This is a genomic window from uncultured Bradyrhizobium sp., from assembly GCF_936943645.1.
In the GTDB taxonomy this organism is placed as follows: Bacteria; Pseudomonadota; Alphaproteobacteria; order Rhizobiales; family Xanthobacteraceae; genus Bradyrhizobium.
Window position 1 is genome coordinate 42,983 of record NZ_CAKZJO010000062.1, and the last position, 14,708, is coordinate 57,690.

Sequence of the window (14,708 nt, forward strand, 5' to 3'; positions counted from 1 at the left end):
CTTCAGGCGAGACTGTCGATCCAGGCCGCGAGCGCGTCGAGCACTTCGGCGAGCGCCTCGTCATTGGTCCGGCCGGATTTTTTCAAGACCGCAAAGGAGTGATCACCGCCTGCGACCTCATGCAGCTTCGCCTTGGTCCCGAGCGATGCGATGACGGGCTCGAGATGGCCGAGATCGGCAAGCTCGTCGCGCGTGCCCTGCAGGAACAGCATGGGGATCCCAATGCCGGCGAGGTGTTCGGCGCGCTCGGACGACGGCTTCTTGGCGGCATGAAGGGGGAAGCCGAGGAAGGCGAGCCCCTTGACGCCATGCAGCGGTGCCTTCGCTTGCGCCTGCGAGGTCATGCGTCCGCCGAAGGATTTGCCGCCCGCGATCAATGTCACCCCGGGACAGAGCCGCGCCGCTTCCGCGACAGCTGCACGGATGGCGGCGTGCGCAACGGCCGGCTGGTCGGGACGTCCCTTCTTCTCTTCCATGTAGGGGAAATTGAAGCGGAACGTGGCAATGCCGCGCGCCGCAAGACCGTCGGCGACCTTCTGCATGAACGCATGCCGCATGTCGGCGCCGGCACCATGCGCCAGAACGTAGCAGGCGCGTACCTTGTCAGGCTGCGTCAGGATCGCCGAGACCGTGCCGATGCGCTCGATGTCGAGCTTGAGCTCTTTGGTTTTCACAGCCAAGATCAGCCATCCCAAACAGACGCGTTTCCGGCCGCCTTGGTAGCGTCACCGGCGCAGCCTGAAAACACAATAATTGCCGCGGCCCGCTGGCCTACCAAGCCTAGGCCGTACCAACCGAGGTGACCATGTCCTACCGCTCCTCCTGGATGACCGAAGAGCTCGACGTCTTCCGCGACCAGTTCCGGAAATATCTCGCCAAGGACCTGGCGCCGCACGCCGAGAAATGGCGCGAGCAGAAGATGGTCGACCGCTTTGCCTGGCGCGGCCTCGGCGAGATGGGCGCGCTGCTGGCGAGCGTGCCGGAAGAATATGGCGGCCTGGGTGCCACCTTCGCCTATGACGCCGCCGTGCTCGACGATCTCGAAAGCACCGTGCCGGAGCTGACCACCGGCGTCTCCGTGCACAGCGCCATCGTCGCGCACTACATCCTCAACTACGGCTCGGAGGAGCAGAAGAAGCGCTGGCTGCCGAAGATGGCTTCCGGCGAGATGGTCGGCGCCATCGCCATGACCGAGCCCGGGACCGGCTCGGATCTTCAGGCCGTCAAGACCACCGCGAAGAAGCAGGGCAATTCCTACGTCATCAACGGCCAGAAGACCTTCATCACCAACGGCCAGGCCGCCGATCTCGTCATCGTGGTCGCGCGCACCGGCGAAGCCGGCGCCAAGGGCATTTCGCTGATCGTGGTCGAGACCGAAGGTGCCGACGGCTACAAGCGCGGGCGCAACCTCGACAAGATCGGCCTGCACGCCTCCGACACGTCGGAGCTGTTCTTCGACAACGTGACCGTGCCGCCGGAGAATTTGCTCGGCAAGGAAGAAGGCCAAGGTTTTGTCCAGCTAATGCAGCAATTGCCGCAGGAGCGGCTTGCGCTCGCGGTCGGCGCCGTCGCCGCGATGGAGCGGGCGGTCAAGCTCACGGTCGATTACACCAAGGAGCGCAAGGCGTTCGGCAAACCGCTGATGGATTTCCAGAACACGGCCTTCACCCTCGCCGAGCGCAAGACCGAGGCGATGATCGCGCGCGTCTTCGTCGACTGGTGCATCGAGCGGCTGGTCGCGAAAGACCTCGACACGGTCACCGCGTCGATGGCGAAATACTGGTGCTCGGAGAAGCAGGTCGAGACCGCGGACGAATGCCTCCAGCTGTTCGGCGGCTATGGCTACATGCAGGAATACCCGATCTCGCGCATCTTCATCGATTCCCGCATCCAGAAGATCTATGGCGGCACCAACGAGATCATGAAGCTGTTGATCTCGCGGTCGCTGTAGGAGAGAGGTACGCACGCTTTCGCGGCAATCCCAACTCGTCGTCCCGGACAAGCGGAGCGCCGATCCGGGACCCATTCCTGCGTTCGCAGGGACGACAGCGGAGACCGCGGCAACGGCGGTGCCACAAGCCCGTTCGCGCAACCTACTTCATACGCTTGTCGGCGGCGATGAAGTCGATGAAGGTCCTGACCTTCGCGGAGAGATATTTGCGGCTCGGGTAGACCGCGAACAGCTTTCCGGCAAAGACGATGTGCTCGGGCATGACGTGCTCGAGCCGTCCGGCCGCGATGTCTTCGGTGACCAGCCATTTCGGCAGGAAGGCGAGGCCCATGCCTTCCAGCGCGGCCATGTGCAGCAGCGTTTCGTTGCCGCTGCGCAGCACCGGGTTGAGCTTGACGGTCTCGGGGCCGTGCTCGCCCGCGAAGGAGAAGCTCTCGCCCGGATAGAGCGCGTAGTGCAGCAGCGGCTGGCCGGCGAGATCGGCGAAGGTCGCCGGACGTCCCGCGCGTTTGAGGAAGGCCGGAGCGGCCACCATGTAGAACGGAACGCTGGTGATGGGACGCGCGATCAGCGCCTCGTCGGGCGTGCCGGTCGCGCGCAGGGCGAGATCAAAACCCTCCTCGACCAGGTTGACGAGGCGGCCGCTGAGATCGATGTCGAGGCGCACCTCGGGATAGCGGGCTTGGTAGTCCGCGAGCACGCCCGCGAAAATCGTGTTCGCCATCCAAACCGGCGCGGTCAGGCGCAGCGTTCCGTGCGGAACGACGGTCGCATTGCTGACGGCGGCCTCGACCTCGTCGAGCGAATCCAGCATCTGCCGCGCCTGCTCGAAATAGAGCGCGCCGCTTTCGCTCAGGCTGACGCGCCGGCTGGTCCGGTTGAGCAGCCGCGTGCCGAGCCGCTTCTCGAGCTGCATCACATGCTTGCTCGCCATGGCCGGCGAGATGCGCAGGCGCTGCGCCGCCGTCGCAAAGCTTTTCAGCTCGGCGACCAGGCAAAACACCCTCATGCTAACCAGGGAATCCATGCGATCATCAACATCCAGGAAATAAACTAATCCTGAACAGGATAATGATCAAAAATGGAGAAACTATCAAATGGTGGCAACCCTCACATTCCGGAGACCCCACCATGTCCAGCACCACCTTCGAGACCGCCACCCCCGGCCGCGCCCTTCGTATCGGCCTCTGGGCCGCCCAAATCGCCCTCGCCTTCGTGTTCATCTCGGCAGGGTTCGTGAAGCTGACCACCCCGATTCCCCAGCTAGCCGCGATGATGCCCTGGGCCGGCCAGTATTCCGAGACCTTCGTGCGCTCCATCGCGTTGGTCGACCTCGCCGGTGGGCTCGGCATCCTCCTGCCCGCCCTGACGCGGATCCTGCCGCGGCTCACCGTGCTCGCCGCGCTCGGCTGCGCGGTGCTGCAGGTGATCGCACTCGTCTTCCACCTCTCGCGCGGCGAAGCCGCGGTGACGCCGCTCAACATCGTCCTGCTGGCGCTCAGCCTGTTCGTGCTATGGGGACGCAACAACAAGGCGCCGATCGCGCCGCGTCAGCTCTGACCGGCAGCGGCTGTGATCTCTGCCAATGGATGGTCCCGCAGGGGACTGCTCGCCGGCACCGCGATCCTCACGGCCGGCGGCACCGCCGCTGCCAAGGAGGATCGCCTCGTCGACGGCGTCGTGATCCTGGTCGACAGCAACGAGCCCTATGTCATGGGCCACGCGGTCAGCTATTCGGCCAATCTTGCCAGACACTTTGCCGACAAGGGCGCGAAACTGCTGATCGAGGTCGTCGCCAACGGCAAGGGCATCGACGTCTTCCGCGCGGACAAGACGCCGCTGGTCGAACCGCTCGCGACGCTGCGGCAGTCGCTGCCCAACCTCAGCTACAGCATGTGCGCTTCATCCAAGGCGATCGCGGAAGCCAAGGAGCAGGTCTCAATTCCGCTGATATCAGGCGCGATCCTCGTTCCGTTCGGCATCGGACGCGTCGTCGATCTGCAACTGAAAGGCTGGGCCTATATTCATGCGTGAGAAGCCTCGCACGTTGTCGCGGCGATCGCTCCTGATCGCCGCGCCGGCTTATCTCACTGTCCTGCGCGCGGCCCGCGCCCAGGATAGCTGGCCACCGGTGTTCGAGGCCGGCCGCAGCCAGTTCACACTGGTACGGCCGCACGCGCCGATGCCGCAGCTCAGGCTTCAGGACGTGAGCGGTCGTGACACCGTCGTGACGGCGAAGCCGGGCCGCATCACGCTGGTGAACTTCTGGGCGACCTGGTGCGCGGCCTGCAAGCTCGATCTGCCGATGCTCGCAAGCCTTGCTGGCTCGCGGCCCGACCGGCTCGACATCGTCGCGATCTGCACCGACACGAAAGATCTGCGCAAAGTCCGCACTTTTCTCGGCGGCCTCCCGGTGCAACACCTCGCCTGCTATGTCGACGCCTATGGTGCGGCGGCGCAGGCCTCCACCGAGATGTTCTCGATCGTCGGCATGCCCATCACCTATCTCGTCGGAACGAGCGGACGCGTCGAGGGCTACATCACCGGGGCGCCCGACTGGCTGTCGCCGGACGGCGCGCGATTGCTGCAATTCTACCGCGAGCAGGGCTCGTGATCGTCAGTTCGGATGCCACCAGCGGCCGCCGATGACGACGCCTTCCGACACGATCTTGCTGTTACCGATCAGGTGCTCGCCGACCACGTCCTCATAGTCGAACTGGCCCTGCTTCACCGTAATCAGCGTGGCGTCGCCGACGCTGCCGGGCTTGAGGCTGCCGAGTTCGGGGCGGCGCAGCGCCATCGCGGCATTCACCGTCGAGGCCGCGATCACGTCGGACAGCTCCATGCCCATGCACAAAAACTTCGACATGGTCGTGACCTGGTCGAAGGCCGGGCCGTCGATGCAGAGCTGATGGATGTCGGAGGAGATGGTGTCGGGATAAAAGCCGTTGGCGAGCATCGCGCGCGCGGTCTTGAACGCGAACGAGCCCTTGCCGTGGCCGATGTCGAACAACACGCCGCGCTCGCGCGCATCCAGCACCGCCTTCTTCACCGTGCCTTGCGCCGTTGCCGGCGTGTTGGGGAAGGGACGGAAGGCGTGGGTGAGCACGTCGCCGGGACGCAGGCGCGCCAGCACCTCCTCATAGCTCGGCGGCGGATGGTCGATATGCGCCATCAGGGGCATGCCGACCTCGTCGGCAACCTGAAGCGCGATGTCGAGCGGCACGGCCCCCGACGTGCCCGAGGAATGCAGGCCGACGCGCACCTTGATGCCGACGATGAGATCGCGGTTGGCATCGGCGACCTTGGCCGCCTCGATCGGATTCATCAATCGCAGCTCCTCGCTCTCGCCGACCATGATCCGGTGCGAGAAGCCGAAGATGCCGGCATGCGAGACGTGCAGATAAGCGAGGATGCGGACCTGGCTCGGCTCGATCACGTGCTTGCGGAAGCCGGCGAAATTGCCGGGGCCGGCGCTCCCGGTGTCGACCGCCGTGGTGACGCCGGAGAGACGGCAGAATTCCTCGGCGTCGATGCCGAGCGAGGTGCCGCCCCAATAGACGTGGGTGTGCAGGTCGATCAGCCCCGGCGTGACGATGAACTGCGAGACATCGCGCACCTCAGTGCCCGGATCGGCCTTGAGCCCGGTGCCGATCGCCGCGACCTTGCCGCTGGCAAAGGCGACATCGGTCACGGCATCGAGCTTCTGCGAGGGGTCGATGACGCGGCCGCCGCGCAGGATCAGGTCGAAAGGCATCATCGTCTCCGGATGTGGCGGCCGAACGCAGGCAGGGTCAGCCGGCAAGACAGGGAGGTATCCCACTGCGCATCGATAAACACCGTATGACTCATGTCAATGTCCGGGCCGGGCTCGATCCTATGATCCGATCGACCGGCAAGCCGACAGCGATCTGGCTTTCCAACAATTTCCCCGCCTGAAAGGATCACGGACATGAGCTACGCCACAATCAATCCGTATACCGGCGAAACTCTGAAGACATTTCCCAGCGCGACCGATCAAGAGGTGAGTGCCGCCATCGATCGCGCAGACGCAGCCTTTCGCGCTTGGCGCGAAGTACCGATCTCGGCTCGCACTGCGATCCTTCAAAAGGCGGCAGACATCCTGCGGCGAGACTGCGATACCTATGCGAAGCTTCTGACTCTGGAAATGGGCAAGCTGTTGGCCGAGGCCAAGGCAGAGGTCGAGCTCTGCGCGCGCATCTTCGAATACTACGTCAAGAACGCCGAGCAGCTGCTGCGGCCGGAGAAGCTGCCTGTTGCAGACCCGGCGGAGGGTGAGGCGATGATCGTCCACGATCCGCTTGGCGTGATCCTCGCCATCGAGCCCTGGAACTTTCCCTATTACCAGATTGCGCGCATCATCGCGCCCCAGCTATCCGCCGGAAACACCGTGCTGCTGAAGCACGCCTCGAACGTGCCGCAAAGCGCGGCAGCCTTCGAACGCATCATGCGCGAGGCCGGCCTGCCCGAAGGGTGCTTCACCAAGCTCTACGCCACCCGCTCCCAGGTCGAGATGATCATCAACGATCCCAGGGTCCATGGTGTCGCGCTCACCGGCTCCGAGGACGCCGGCGCGATCGTCGCCGCCCAGGCCGGCAAGGCGCTGAAGAAATCGACGATGGAGCTCGGCGGTGCCGACGCGTTCGTCGTCCTCGCCGATGCCGATCTGGAAAAGACCGTCAAATGGGCCGTGTTCGGCCGGCACTGGAACGGCGGCCAGGTCTGCGTCTCCTCCAAGCGCATGATCATCGTGGACGCCGTGTACGACGAATTCCTGGCGCGCTATCGCAAGGGTGTCGCCGCGCTGAAGGCCGGCGACCCCTTCGATTCCGAGACGACGCTGGCGCCGCTGTCGTCGCAACACGCCGCCGACGAGATCAGGGAGAGGATCCAGCAGGCCGTCAAGCAGGGCGCGAAGGCCGAGGAGGTCGGCCCGTCGGTGCCGAACCAGGGCGCATTCGTGCAGCCGACCATTCTGACCGAGGTGAACGAGGACAATCCGGCCCGCTATTGGGAATTCTTCGGCCCGGTCTCCATGCTGTTCCGTGCCAAGGACGAGGCCGACGCGGTGCGCATCGCAAACGACTCTCCCTTCGGCCTCGGCGGCTCGGTGTTCACGTCGGACCTCAAGCACGGCGCGGAAGTCGCGCGAAAAATCTCGACCGGCATGGTGTTCGTCAACCACCCGACCAAGGTGGAAGCGGACCTGCCCTTCGGCGGCATCAAGCGATCAGGCTATGGCCGCGAGCTGCTCGGGCTCGGGCTCAAGGAGTTCGTCAACCACAAGCTGATCGACGTCGTCGATATCGACGCGCGCTTCTGATCGACTGCACGGATGCGGGCGGGGCAAAGGCGCTCGGCCCCGCATCCGAAGTGTGGAGAGCGTAGGACCGATGATCGGACACGGCTTGGTGCCGGTCACGCGGGCAGTTCGTACACCGGAAACCGCGTGGAGCAGAGCCGATGGCTCATGCGAGGCTGGCGATCCCGGGAAGACTCGAACTTCCGACCTACGGTTTAGGAAACCGTCGCTCTATCCGGCTGAGCTACGGGACCGCGGAACCCGCCGGTCTGGTGGGTTACCTGGGTGTACATATCAAAGCGGCGGCGGGACAGGAAGCCCTCGTCTCGCCCAATGCGCAAGGACCACAGCCGATCCTACGCCCTGATATTGTTGTCCTTCACCACCTTGCCCCAAGTGGCGACCTGCTTGTCGAAGAAGGTCTTGAAGGCGGCGCCGTCCTGGAGCAGCAGCGTCATGTGCTGCGTCTCCTTCAGCTGGGTCGCAGTCGCTGGCTCGCTCAGGATCTCCTTGGACGCCGCCGCGAAGGCCGCGACGACGTCGGGCGGCGTCCCGGTGGGCGCGAAGATGCCCCACCAGGCCAGCGTCTCGAAATCGGGAAAGCCCGCCTCGATTGCGGTCTGCGTGTCAGGCAAGGCCGGCAGCCGCTCGCGGCCGAGCTGCAGGACCGGATGCAGCATGTTGGTGCCGAGCTGGGCGGCGACCAGCGCCGCCGATCCCGCGATCAGATCGACATGGCCGCCGAGCACGTCGTTCATGGCCGGCCCGCCGCCGCGATAGGGCACGTGCATGATCTCGACGCCGGCCTTGCTGCCGAGCACGGTCATGGCGAGATGGCCGAGCGTGCCGATGCCGACCGAGGCATATTTCACCGCACCCGGCGTTGCCTTGCAGGCCGCGACCACATCGGCAAAACTCTTGTAGGGACGGCCGGCGCCGGCCGCGATCACGTAAGGCGCGGTGCCGACCAGCAGCACCGGCATCAGCTCGCGCTCGACGTCCACCGGCGGTTTGTCGAGGATCGACGGAATCACGGCGTGGGAATCGAAGGTGACCAGGAACGAGGTGCCGTCCGCGGGGCTCTTGGCAACCTGTGCCGCCCCGAGCGCGCCGGCCGCGCCGGACTTGTTCTCGACCACGACGATGCGGTTGAGTTTCGTCTGCAGGCTGGCCTGCAGCAGCCGCGCCATCGCATCGGTCGATCCGCCCGGCGGAAACGGCACGACCAGCGTGATCTTGCTCGCTTGCGCCATCGCCGGCGTCAGCGCGAGAACGGCCGGCGCGGCCAGCAGCGTGCGTCGTGTGATTGTCATGGTCCCCTCCCTTTTTGTCCGCGCCCGGCTTTTTGCTCTTTGGCGCTTGTTACGTCGTCCCGAAACCGGACCCCGCTTTCTTGTATTCTGGCCGAGGCGGACTGAAGATGTCCAGCACCCGGGCGCCGTCGGGACCGGCGCGCATGGTGTGCGGCACATTGCCGGGCGTGCGCCAGAAGTCACCCTTCTTCACGGCGATCTCCTCGTCGCCCTGGACGCGGATGGCGGAGCCGTCGAGCAGGACGCCCCATTGCTCCTCGGGGTGATGATGCAGCGTGCCTTGCGCATGCGGGGCCAGCGTCACCACCGACAGCATCGCCTGCTCGCCGGAGAAGATTCGCGTGGTCACGCCGGCCGCGAGCTCGCGGAACAGGCCGTCGGCGGGATTATCGATGTTGTGAAACTCGTCCTTCTGGCTCATGCCGTCCTCCCCTGCATTCTTCCTTGATCAGGACTTGCCGTAGGAGCCCTGGTAGCGGCCCTCGCGGATCGCCTTCATGGTCTCCTCCTCGCGCGCGACCTGGGCGCGCACGGCTTCCAGCAGCGCGGCGGCGCCCGCGGCAGGAAACGACACCACGCCATCCTCGTCGCCGACGACGATGTCGCCGGGGGAGATCACGCTGCCGCCGATGGAGACAGGCACGTTGATCTCGCCGGGACCGTTCTTGTAGGGGCCGCGATGGATCACCGCGCGGGCGTAGCAGGGAAAATCGTCGGCGGCGAAAGATGCGACATCGCGGATCGCGCCGTCGATGACGTAGCCTTCGGCTTTGCGCCATTGCGCGATATTCTTCATGATCTCGCCGACCAGCGCGCGGGTCTCGTCGCCGCCGCCGTCGACCACGATGACGTCGCCGGGCCCGACCAGCTCCAGCGCGCGGTGGATGGCGAGATTGTCGCCGGGGCGGGTACGCACGGTGAAAGCCGTCCCGACCAGCTTGGCACCGCGATGATAAGGCCGCAGCCCCACCGCGCCCGGCAACCGGGCGAGGTTATCTGATATGACCGAGGTCGGCGCACCGCGAAAGCCCTCGATGATCCCGGCCGGCGGCTTCGGCACGCTGTTCGCTGCGATGGTGATCGTCATGTCCAAAAATCCTTCCGTCGATTAATCGGCGTGCGCCCGCGCCTTCGCCGGCATGATCCGGAAGGCGCGCCCTTCCTTCATCCATGCTGCGCGCTCGTCGCGCAACAGCGTTCTGCGAACCTTGCCCGAATCGTCGCGCGGCGGGGCGCTGACGATCTCGAAGCTTTCAGGGTGCTTGTAGCGGCTGAGCCGATCCTTCAGAAAGTCGGCCATGCCGTCGGCGATGGCCTGGCCATCCATATCTGCCTCCGGCTCGATGATGGCGTGCACGCGCTGGCCCAATTCCGGATCGGGCAATCCAACCACGACACAGGAGCGCACGCCGGGCGCCTCGGAGACGGCCGCCTCGACCTCGGCCGGATAGATGTTGGCGCCGCCGCGCAGCACCATGTCGGCCAGCCGGTCGCCGAGATAGAGATAGCCCTCCGCATCCAGCCTGCCGATATCGCCGAGCGATTCCCAGCCGTCGCCGCGGCGCTTCGGCTCGGCGCCAAGATAATGATAGGTGGCGTCCTTGCCGTCATTGTTCAGGAAATAGATTTCGCCGGTCTCGCCCGGCGCGACGTCCTTGCCGTCCTCGCCGATGATGCGTAAGCGCGCCATCTCGCCGATCTTGCCGACCGAGCCCTTGTGCGTCAGCCATTCCGTGCCCGAGATGATGCAGGAGCCCTGCCGTTCGGTGCCGCCATAAAGCTCCCAGATTCGCTCCGGCCCGAGCCAGGCGATCCAGTTCTCCTTCAGCCAGGGCGGCATCGGCGCGGCCATATGAAACACGGTCTGCAGGCTCGACAAATCATAGGCTTTGCGCACATGCTCCGGCAGCGCCCAGATCCGGTGCATCATGGTCGGCACGAAATTGACCCATTGCACCCGCTCGCGCTCGATCTGGCGCAGCGTCTCCTCGGCGTCGAACTTGACGAGGCCGGTGAGCTGGCCCCCGGTGAACAGCGCGTAATGCGACACGATGAACGGCGCATTGTGATAGAGCGGGCCGGGATTGAGCAGCGAGACGCCGAAGGGAATGCTGAGCGGCGGCGCCGCGACGGTATCGGTCACCGCCGGCTGATGATCGAGGATCACCTTTGGCCGCCCGGTCGAGCCGCCTGAGGTCATCGCCTTCCAGTAGCGCGCGACCGGCAGGTTGAGCGGCTCGTCCGAAAAACCTTGCGGCACGAAGTCGGCGGGCAGACGGTTCGGCGCGTTCCAGTCGGCCTCGCCGCCGACCACCAGCGCGGGCTTGAGGATGTCGAGCACCGCGGCGGCCTCACCCCGCGGCAGCCGCCAGGACAGCGAGGTCGGCGTCGCCCCGCATTTCCACACCGCGAAGGAGGTCTCGAAGAACGCGTTGCCATTGGGCAAGCCGATCGCAACGAAGTCGCCCGGCTTGACGCCCTTGGCCATGAACGCCCGCGCGCGCCGGTTGGCGCCGCGCTCGAGCTCCTCCCATGTCAGCATGTCCTGCCCATGACGGATGGCGACGGTACCTCGCGGTTTGCGTTCAGCGTACCAGCGCGGCACGTCGGACAGGGGCAGCAGCATCGGGCGTTTCCACTTCGTCTTCTTGGCGTCGCCCCGAGTGAGGCGCTCGGAAGGCGAAGTGTAGCAGCCGGCCAGCGCGGCGCTGTGACTCCCGCGCCACGTCAAGCACAAAATGTCAGCATTGCAGCCATGAAATTCCCGGGTTCCACGGGTGACAAGCCGGCGATAAAGGGGCAAAAATCTGGCTCGACTCAGTTTGGGTTGAGTTTTCCAGGGAATGCTCTCGTAGAATGTCGTCAGTGATTGCATTGCGTCGTGCGGCGCTGTTTCTCGTGGCCGCAGCAGGATCTCTTCTGCTGACGCAGTCGCATGCCCAGGCGCAGTGGTGGAAGCGCGCGCCGGTCGATTTCGAGGAATGCGCCGACGTTGCCGAGAAAGCCGCGACCAAGGCCGAGAAGACCTCCGCGCTTGCCGACTGCAACGCCAAGTTCGCCGGCCGCCGCAAGGCCGGCGGCGGCTATTCCTATTACGACTTCCTTCAGGACCGCACCTTCGACATCGCCGGGCCCAACCCGACGCCGGAGGAGCAGAAGAAGATCGACGCAGCCTATACCGCCTATCTCGCCAAAGAGCGCCGCAACAACGAAGCGGCCGAGGCCATGGCACGGCAGCAGCGCGAGCAGCAGGAACAGCAGATGCAACGGCTCCAGCAGGTCGCGCTGAGAACCGACGTCGAACGCGTGCCGGTGCCGGTCGAGCGACCGAAGGTGCAGCAGACCGTCGGCCAACGGAAGGGCGCCCCCTGCACCAAAGGCTCCTTCTCCTGCGAATGGCCGCGGCTGTCGGAAGGCCTGAACGACCTGAAGAAGCTGTTCAACCCGACGCCGACCAAGCCGGCGAAGAAGGGCTGAGCTGGACTTGCGCGGTCTCAGGCGATCGCAATTGAGCGAAAGGCTCGCGCCACATCCTCGCTGTCGTCCCGGACAAGCGTAGATCTCGACGACGCGAAGCGTTGTCGGGAGCGGAGCGCCGATCCGGGACCCATACCCACAGGGCGTGGTTATTGCCCGCAGCGGGTCACTCCGAGTCCCCGTAACCACATCTTCCTGTGGCTATGGGTCCCGGATCCGCGCGCGCTCAGGGCGCGCTTGTCCGGGACGACGACTGGGGATGTCGCACCACCTGCGCAGGCAACGCCTCACTTCGTGCGCTTCTTCTTGCTGTGCTTCGGTTTGGCCACCGGCACATCCGCTGGCGCCGTGACCGTCGGCGAGGTGCCCAATTGCGACCTGCTCTCCTGCAATCGCCTGTCGTATCCCGGAGAGTTCTGGACCGTCGGTGGCCTTGCATGGGCCAGCGTCGATGCGCAGCACACCATTGCCAGCGCCAGTCCCGTCATCCAACAACGCTTCATCGCGCACCTCCTCGCGCTTTAGGACACGCCACGGATCTGCTGCGGCGTCAGCCGCGGCGGTCCGTTGCCGGCGGCTTCGGCCTCCCTGATCAGCGCAACAATACGGCGCATCAGCGGCACGTCGACATGATTTTGCGCGGCGAGCGCAATGACTGCACCTTGCAGATAGTCGATCTCGGTCTTGCGGCCCTGCTTCAGGTCCTGCCACATCGAGGAGCGCGCCTCCGGATCGATCTTCATCGTCCGCCCCAGGATCGCGTTGAAGATCCCATCCGGCAGTCGCAACAAGGTCGGAGACCAGTTCATCGGAATCGGCGTCGATGAGACCGGCGTGATACCTGCCGCTTTCAGCGCGGCCAGCCCCTCCGCCATCTGGTCTGCGAACAGCCGCCGCCAGTCGCGGTTCGCCAATTGCGCGGCGAGCGGCATGTCCGACAGCGCGCTGAGGGCGTTGTTCAGATTGATGATCAGCTTGCCCCATTGCACGCCGGTGATGTCGGCGCTGGCGCGCACGCTGAGGCCCGGCACCGAAAGCGCTGCGGCCGTGTTCTCGGCGTCCGCGCCGATATGGATGTCGCCGGAGGTCGAGCGGTGGAAACGCCCCTCGCCCATTGCGATCACGTTGAACGGCACCATGCCGGCGAGCACGCGGCGGCCACCGAGACGCTCGCGCAGCACCGCGACATTGCCGACACCGTTCTGGAGCGAGACGATGACGGCATCCTCGGGCGCATGCCGCGCGATCTGATCCGCGACATCGGCGGTGTCCGCGCTCTTGACGCAGACCAGCACGATGCCGGCGCTGTGAAGGATCGCGGGATCCTCCGAAAGCGCGAGCTGGCCCGCGCCGAGCTTCCGCTCGGAGCCGTCGAAGTCCGTCAGACGCAGGCCGAACCGTTCGATCTCGGTCTTCACCCGCGGCCGCACCAGCAGCGCGACACGGCGGCCGCCGGCCGCCAGCATGCCGCCGACGAAACAGCCGATGGCACCGGCGCCAGCCACCACGATCGGTCGATCCGCAATCACTGAACTCGCTCCTTGAACGTGCTGCCTTCGATAGCAGAGGCGAGGCCGGCAACCAATCGCGCCACAGCCGCCTTGTAACCGTCACGAGTGCCCCATATGTTTTTGCCCCGGGGGCAGTCAGCGGCGAGCGCTCGCCGGACGAGACGCCAAAGGAGAGCACCATGGGTCTACTCGACGTCCTCAACGGCATGCAGAACGGCCCGCGCGGGCCCTCGACGCCGAGCTCCGAGAAATCCTCCGGCGGCATGTCGCCAATGACCATGGCGCTGCTCGGCCTGCTCGCCTGGAAGGCGTTCAAGCACATGACCGCAAACCAGTCGGGGACGGCGCCGCAACCGTCACCGACCCCGGCCCCGCCGCCGGTGAACGCGGACAGCGGCGGTCTTGGCGGTCTCGGAGGTCTGCTCAAGGGCGGCCTCGGCGGCCTGCTCGCCGGCGGCGCCGCCGGCACCGTGCTGAGCGGCGGCCTCGGCGATCTCCTCAACCAGCTCCAGCAGGGCGGCCACGGCGAGGCCGCGAATTCCTGGGTCGGCAAGGGCCAGAACAAGCCGATCGCGCCGGGCGATCTCGCCAGCGCCCTCGGCGCCGATCAGATCGAGAGCCTGTCCGCCCAGAGCGGCCTGTCGCGCGAGGAGCTGCTCAGCGGCCTCAGCCAATATCTGCCGCAGGTGATCGACCATCTGACGCCGGACGGACGGCTGCCAACCGAGAACGAACTCTCGGGCAGAATCTAGTCAGACCTTGATCGACACGCTTTCGGGAAGGGGAGCACACTCATGAGCATGGGCGGCCTGTTGTGGATCATCGTCGTCGGCTTCATCGCCGGCCTCATCGCGCGCTGGCTGGCGCCGGGGCCGAACAATCCGAGCGGCTTCATCCTCACCACCATCCTCGGCATCGCCGGCGCGTTTCTCGCGACCTTCGTCGGCCAGGCCATCGGCCATTACAGCCCCGACCAGGGCGCCGGCTTCATCACGGCCACCATCGGCGCGGTGGTGGTGCTGTTCATCTGGCACCGGCTGGTGGCGAGCGGCGTGATCAAGGGCTGAACACACTCCCTGTCGTCCCGGACAAGCGCGCCCTAAGCGCGCGCAGATCCGGTACCCATAACCCCA

At 65.7% G+C, this 14,708-nt stretch carries 17 protein-coding genes and 1 tRNA gene; 8 read left to right on the forward strand and 10 right to left on the reverse strand.

Features of this window, described 5'->3' with window-relative positions:
• Positions 1–2 precede the first annotated feature (2 nt).
• A complete protein-coding gene (locus Q0743_RS18080; RefSeq protein ID WP_298242865.1) occupies positions 3–680 on the reverse strand; it encodes an alpha/beta family hydrolase in 678 nt (225 codons plus the stop codon).
• Between the two features lie 125 nt (positions 681–805).
• Here Q0743_RS18080 and Q0743_RS18085 point away from each other — a divergent pair, with 125 nt between their 5' ends.
• Positions 806–1,951 (forward strand): acyl-CoA dehydrogenase family protein, encoded by a 1,146-nt coding sequence (locus Q0743_RS18085; RefSeq protein ID WP_298242866.1) that lies wholly within the window; start codon positions 806–808, stop codon positions 1,949–1,951.
• Between the two features lie 142 nt (positions 1,952–2,093).
• Here Q0743_RS18085 and Q0743_RS18090 read toward each other — a convergent pair whose 3' ends face one another.
• Positions 2,094–2,978 (reverse strand): LysR family transcriptional regulator, encoded by an 885-nt coding sequence (locus Q0743_RS18090; protein WP_298242867.1) that lies wholly within the window; start codon positions 2,976–2,978, stop codon positions 2,094–2,096.
• Positions 2,979–3,082: 104 nt separating this feature from the next.
• Between Q0743_RS18090 and Q0743_RS18095 the strand changes: the two genes are divergently transcribed.
• The 3 genes from Q0743_RS18095 to Q0743_RS18105 are packed head-to-tail and all read left to right on the forward strand — an operon-like array spanning position 3,083 to position 4,565.
• The gene (locus Q0743_RS18095) at positions 3,083–3,511 is read left to right on the forward strand and encodes a DoxX family protein (RefSeq protein ID WP_298242868.1); all 429 of its coding nucleotides are present in this window, start codon (positions 3,083–3,085) and stop codon (positions 3,509–3,511) included.
• A 12-nt stretch (positions 3,512–3,523) separates the two neighbouring features.
• Positions 3,524–3,985, forward strand: coding sequence for a DsrE family protein (locus Q0743_RS18100; protein WP_298242869.1), 462 nt, complete (start codon positions 3,524–3,526; stop codon positions 3,983–3,985).
• A complete protein-coding gene (locus Q0743_RS18105) occupies positions 3,978–4,565 on the forward strand; it encodes a TlpA disulfide reductase family protein (RefSeq protein WP_298242870.1) in 588 nt (195 codons plus the stop codon). Before Q0743_RS18100 ends, Q0743_RS18105 begins: the two co-directional genes overlap by 8 nt.
• Before the next feature lie 3 nt (positions 4,566–4,568).
• Here the strand turns inward: Q0743_RS18105 and Q0743_RS18110 are convergent, their stop codons facing one another.
• Positions 4,569–5,708 carry an amidohydrolase/deacetylase family metallohydrolase gene (locus Q0743_RS18110; RefSeq protein ID WP_298242871.1) on the reverse strand — a complete coding sequence of 380 codons (1,140 nt, stop codon included), beginning with the start codon at positions 5,706–5,708 and terminating at the stop codon, positions 4,569–4,571.
• A 195-nt stretch (positions 5,709–5,903) separates the two neighbouring features.
• Here Q0743_RS18110 and Q0743_RS18115 point away from each other — a divergent pair, with 195 nt between their 5' ends.
• Positions 5,904–7,295: an NAD-dependent succinate-semialdehyde dehydrogenase gene (locus tag Q0743_RS18115; protein ID WP_298242872.1), complete on the forward strand. Its 1,392-nt coding sequence runs from the start codon at positions 5,904–5,906 to the stop codon at positions 7,293–7,295.
• A 156-nt stretch (positions 7,296–7,451) separates the two neighbouring features.
• On the opposite strand, the gene Q0743_RS18120 is transcribed toward Q0743_RS18115, so the two are convergent.
• From Q0743_RS18120 to Q0743_RS18140, 5 genes are all read right to left on the reverse strand, one after another.
• Positions 7,452–7,528 (reverse strand) — tRNA-Arg (locus Q0743_RS18120).
• A gap of 102 nt (positions 7,529–7,630) precedes the next feature.
• The gene (locus Q0743_RS18125; protein ID WP_298242873.1) at positions 7,631–8,587 is read right to left on the reverse strand and encodes a tripartite tricarboxylate transporter substrate-binding protein; all 957 of its coding nucleotides are present in this window, start codon (positions 8,585–8,587) and stop codon (positions 7,631–7,633) included.
• Positions 8,588–8,636: 49 nt separating this feature from the next.
• Positions 8,637–9,008 (reverse strand): cupin domain-containing protein, encoded by a 372-nt coding sequence (locus tag Q0743_RS18130; RefSeq protein WP_298242874.1) that lies wholly within the window; start codon positions 9,006–9,008, stop codon positions 8,637–8,639.
• A gap of 27 nt (positions 9,009–9,035) precedes the next feature.
• The gene (locus tag Q0743_RS18135) at positions 9,036–9,674 is read right to left on the reverse strand and encodes an RraA family protein (protein WP_298242875.1); all 639 of its coding nucleotides are present in this window, start codon (positions 9,672–9,674) and stop codon (positions 9,036–9,038) included.
• A gap of 21 nt (positions 9,675–9,695) precedes the next feature.
• Positions 9,696–11,213 carry an AMP-binding protein gene (locus Q0743_RS18140; RefSeq protein ID WP_298242876.1) on the reverse strand — a complete coding sequence of 506 codons (1,518 nt, stop codon included), beginning with the start codon at positions 11,211–11,213 and terminating at the stop codon, positions 9,696–9,698.
• Positions 11,214–11,443: 230 nt separating this feature from the next.
• On the opposite strand from Q0743_RS18140, the gene Q0743_RS18145 reads away from it, so the two are divergent.
• Positions 11,444–12,064, forward strand: a complete 621-nt coding sequence (locus tag Q0743_RS18145; protein ID WP_298242877.1) for a hypothetical protein — start codon at positions 11,444–11,446, stop codon at positions 12,062–12,064.
• Between the two features lie 287 nt (positions 12,065–12,351).
• Here the strand turns inward: Q0743_RS18145 and Q0743_RS18150 are convergent, their stop codons facing one another.
• A complete protein-coding gene (locus Q0743_RS18150; protein WP_298242878.1) occupies positions 12,352–12,567 on the reverse strand; it encodes a hypothetical protein in 216 nt (71 codons plus the stop codon).
• 18 nt (positions 12,568–12,585) lie between these two features.
• The gene (locus tag Q0743_RS18155; RefSeq protein ID WP_298242879.1) at positions 12,586–13,593 is read right to left on the reverse strand and encodes a 2-dehydropantoate 2-reductase; all 1,008 of its coding nucleotides are present in this window, start codon (positions 13,591–13,593) and stop codon (positions 12,586–12,588) included.
• Between the two features lie 161 nt (positions 13,594–13,754).
• Between Q0743_RS18155 and Q0743_RS18160 the strand changes: the two genes are divergently transcribed.
• Positions 13,755–14,327 carry a YidB family protein gene (locus tag Q0743_RS18160; RefSeq protein WP_298242880.1) on the forward strand — a complete coding sequence of 191 codons (573 nt, stop codon included), beginning with the start codon at positions 13,755–13,757 and terminating at the stop codon, positions 14,325–14,327.
• Positions 14,328–14,369: 42 nt separating this feature from the next.
• Positions 14,370–14,642, forward strand: a complete 273-nt coding sequence (locus Q0743_RS18165) for a GlsB/YeaQ/YmgE family stress response membrane protein (protein WP_172786583.1) — start codon at positions 14,370–14,372, stop codon at positions 14,640–14,642.
• The last annotated feature ends 66 nt before the right edge of the window (positions 14,643–14,708 follow it).

Coding starts and splice junctions, on each gene's coding strand:
- Q0743_RS18140 (WP_298242876.1), bottom strand. CDS start 11,213: ATGCTGCTGCCCCTGTCCGACGTGCCGCGCTGGTACGCTGAACGCAAA.
- Q0743_RS18110 (WP_298242871.1), bottom strand. CDS start 5,708: ATGCCTTTCGACCTGATCCTGCGCGGCGGCCGCGTCATCGACCCCTCG.
- Q0743_RS18085 (WP_298242866.1), top strand. CDS start 806: ATGTCCTACCGCTCCTCCTGGATGACCGAAGAGCTCGACGTCTTCCGC.
- Q0743_RS18130 (WP_298242874.1), bottom strand. CDS start 9,008: ATGAGCCAGAAGGACGAGTTTCACAACATCGATAATCCCGCCGACGGC.
- Q0743_RS18115 (WP_298242872.1), top strand. CDS start 5,904: ATGAGCTACGCCACAATCAATCCGTATACCGGCGAAACTCTGAAGACA.
- Q0743_RS18135 (WP_298242875.1), bottom strand. CDS start 9,674: ATGACGATCACCATCGCAGCGAACAGCGTGCCGAAGCCGCCGGCCGGG.
- Q0743_RS18105 (WP_298242870.1), top strand. CDS start 3,978: ATGCGTGAGAAGCCTCGCACGTTGTCGCGGCGATCGCTCCTGATCGCC.
- Q0743_RS18125 (WP_298242873.1), bottom strand. CDS start 8,587: ATGACAATCACACGACGCACGCTGCTGGCCGCGCCGGCCGTTCTCGCG.
- Q0743_RS18150 (WP_298242878.1), bottom strand. CDS start 12,567: ATGAAGCGTTGTTGGATGACGGGACTGGCGCTGGCAATGGTGTGCTGC.
- Q0743_RS18165 (WP_172786583.1), top strand. CDS start 14,370: ATGAGCATGGGCGGCCTGTTGTGGATCATCGTCGTCGGCTTCATCGCC.
- Q0743_RS18160 (WP_298242880.1), top strand. CDS start 13,755: ATGGGTCTACTCGACGTCCTCAACGGCATGCAGAACGGCCCGCGCGGG.
- Q0743_RS18090 (WP_298242867.1), bottom strand. CDS start 2,978: ATGGATTCCCTGGTTAGCATGAGGGTGTTTTGCCTGGTCGCCGAGCTG.
- Q0743_RS18095 (WP_298242868.1), top strand. CDS start 3,083: ATGTCCAGCACCACCTTCGAGACCGCCACCCCCGGCCGCGCCCTTCGT.
- Q0743_RS18145 (WP_298242877.1), top strand. CDS start 11,444: ATGTCGTCAGTGATTGCATTGCGTCGTGCGGCGCTGTTTCTCGTGGCC.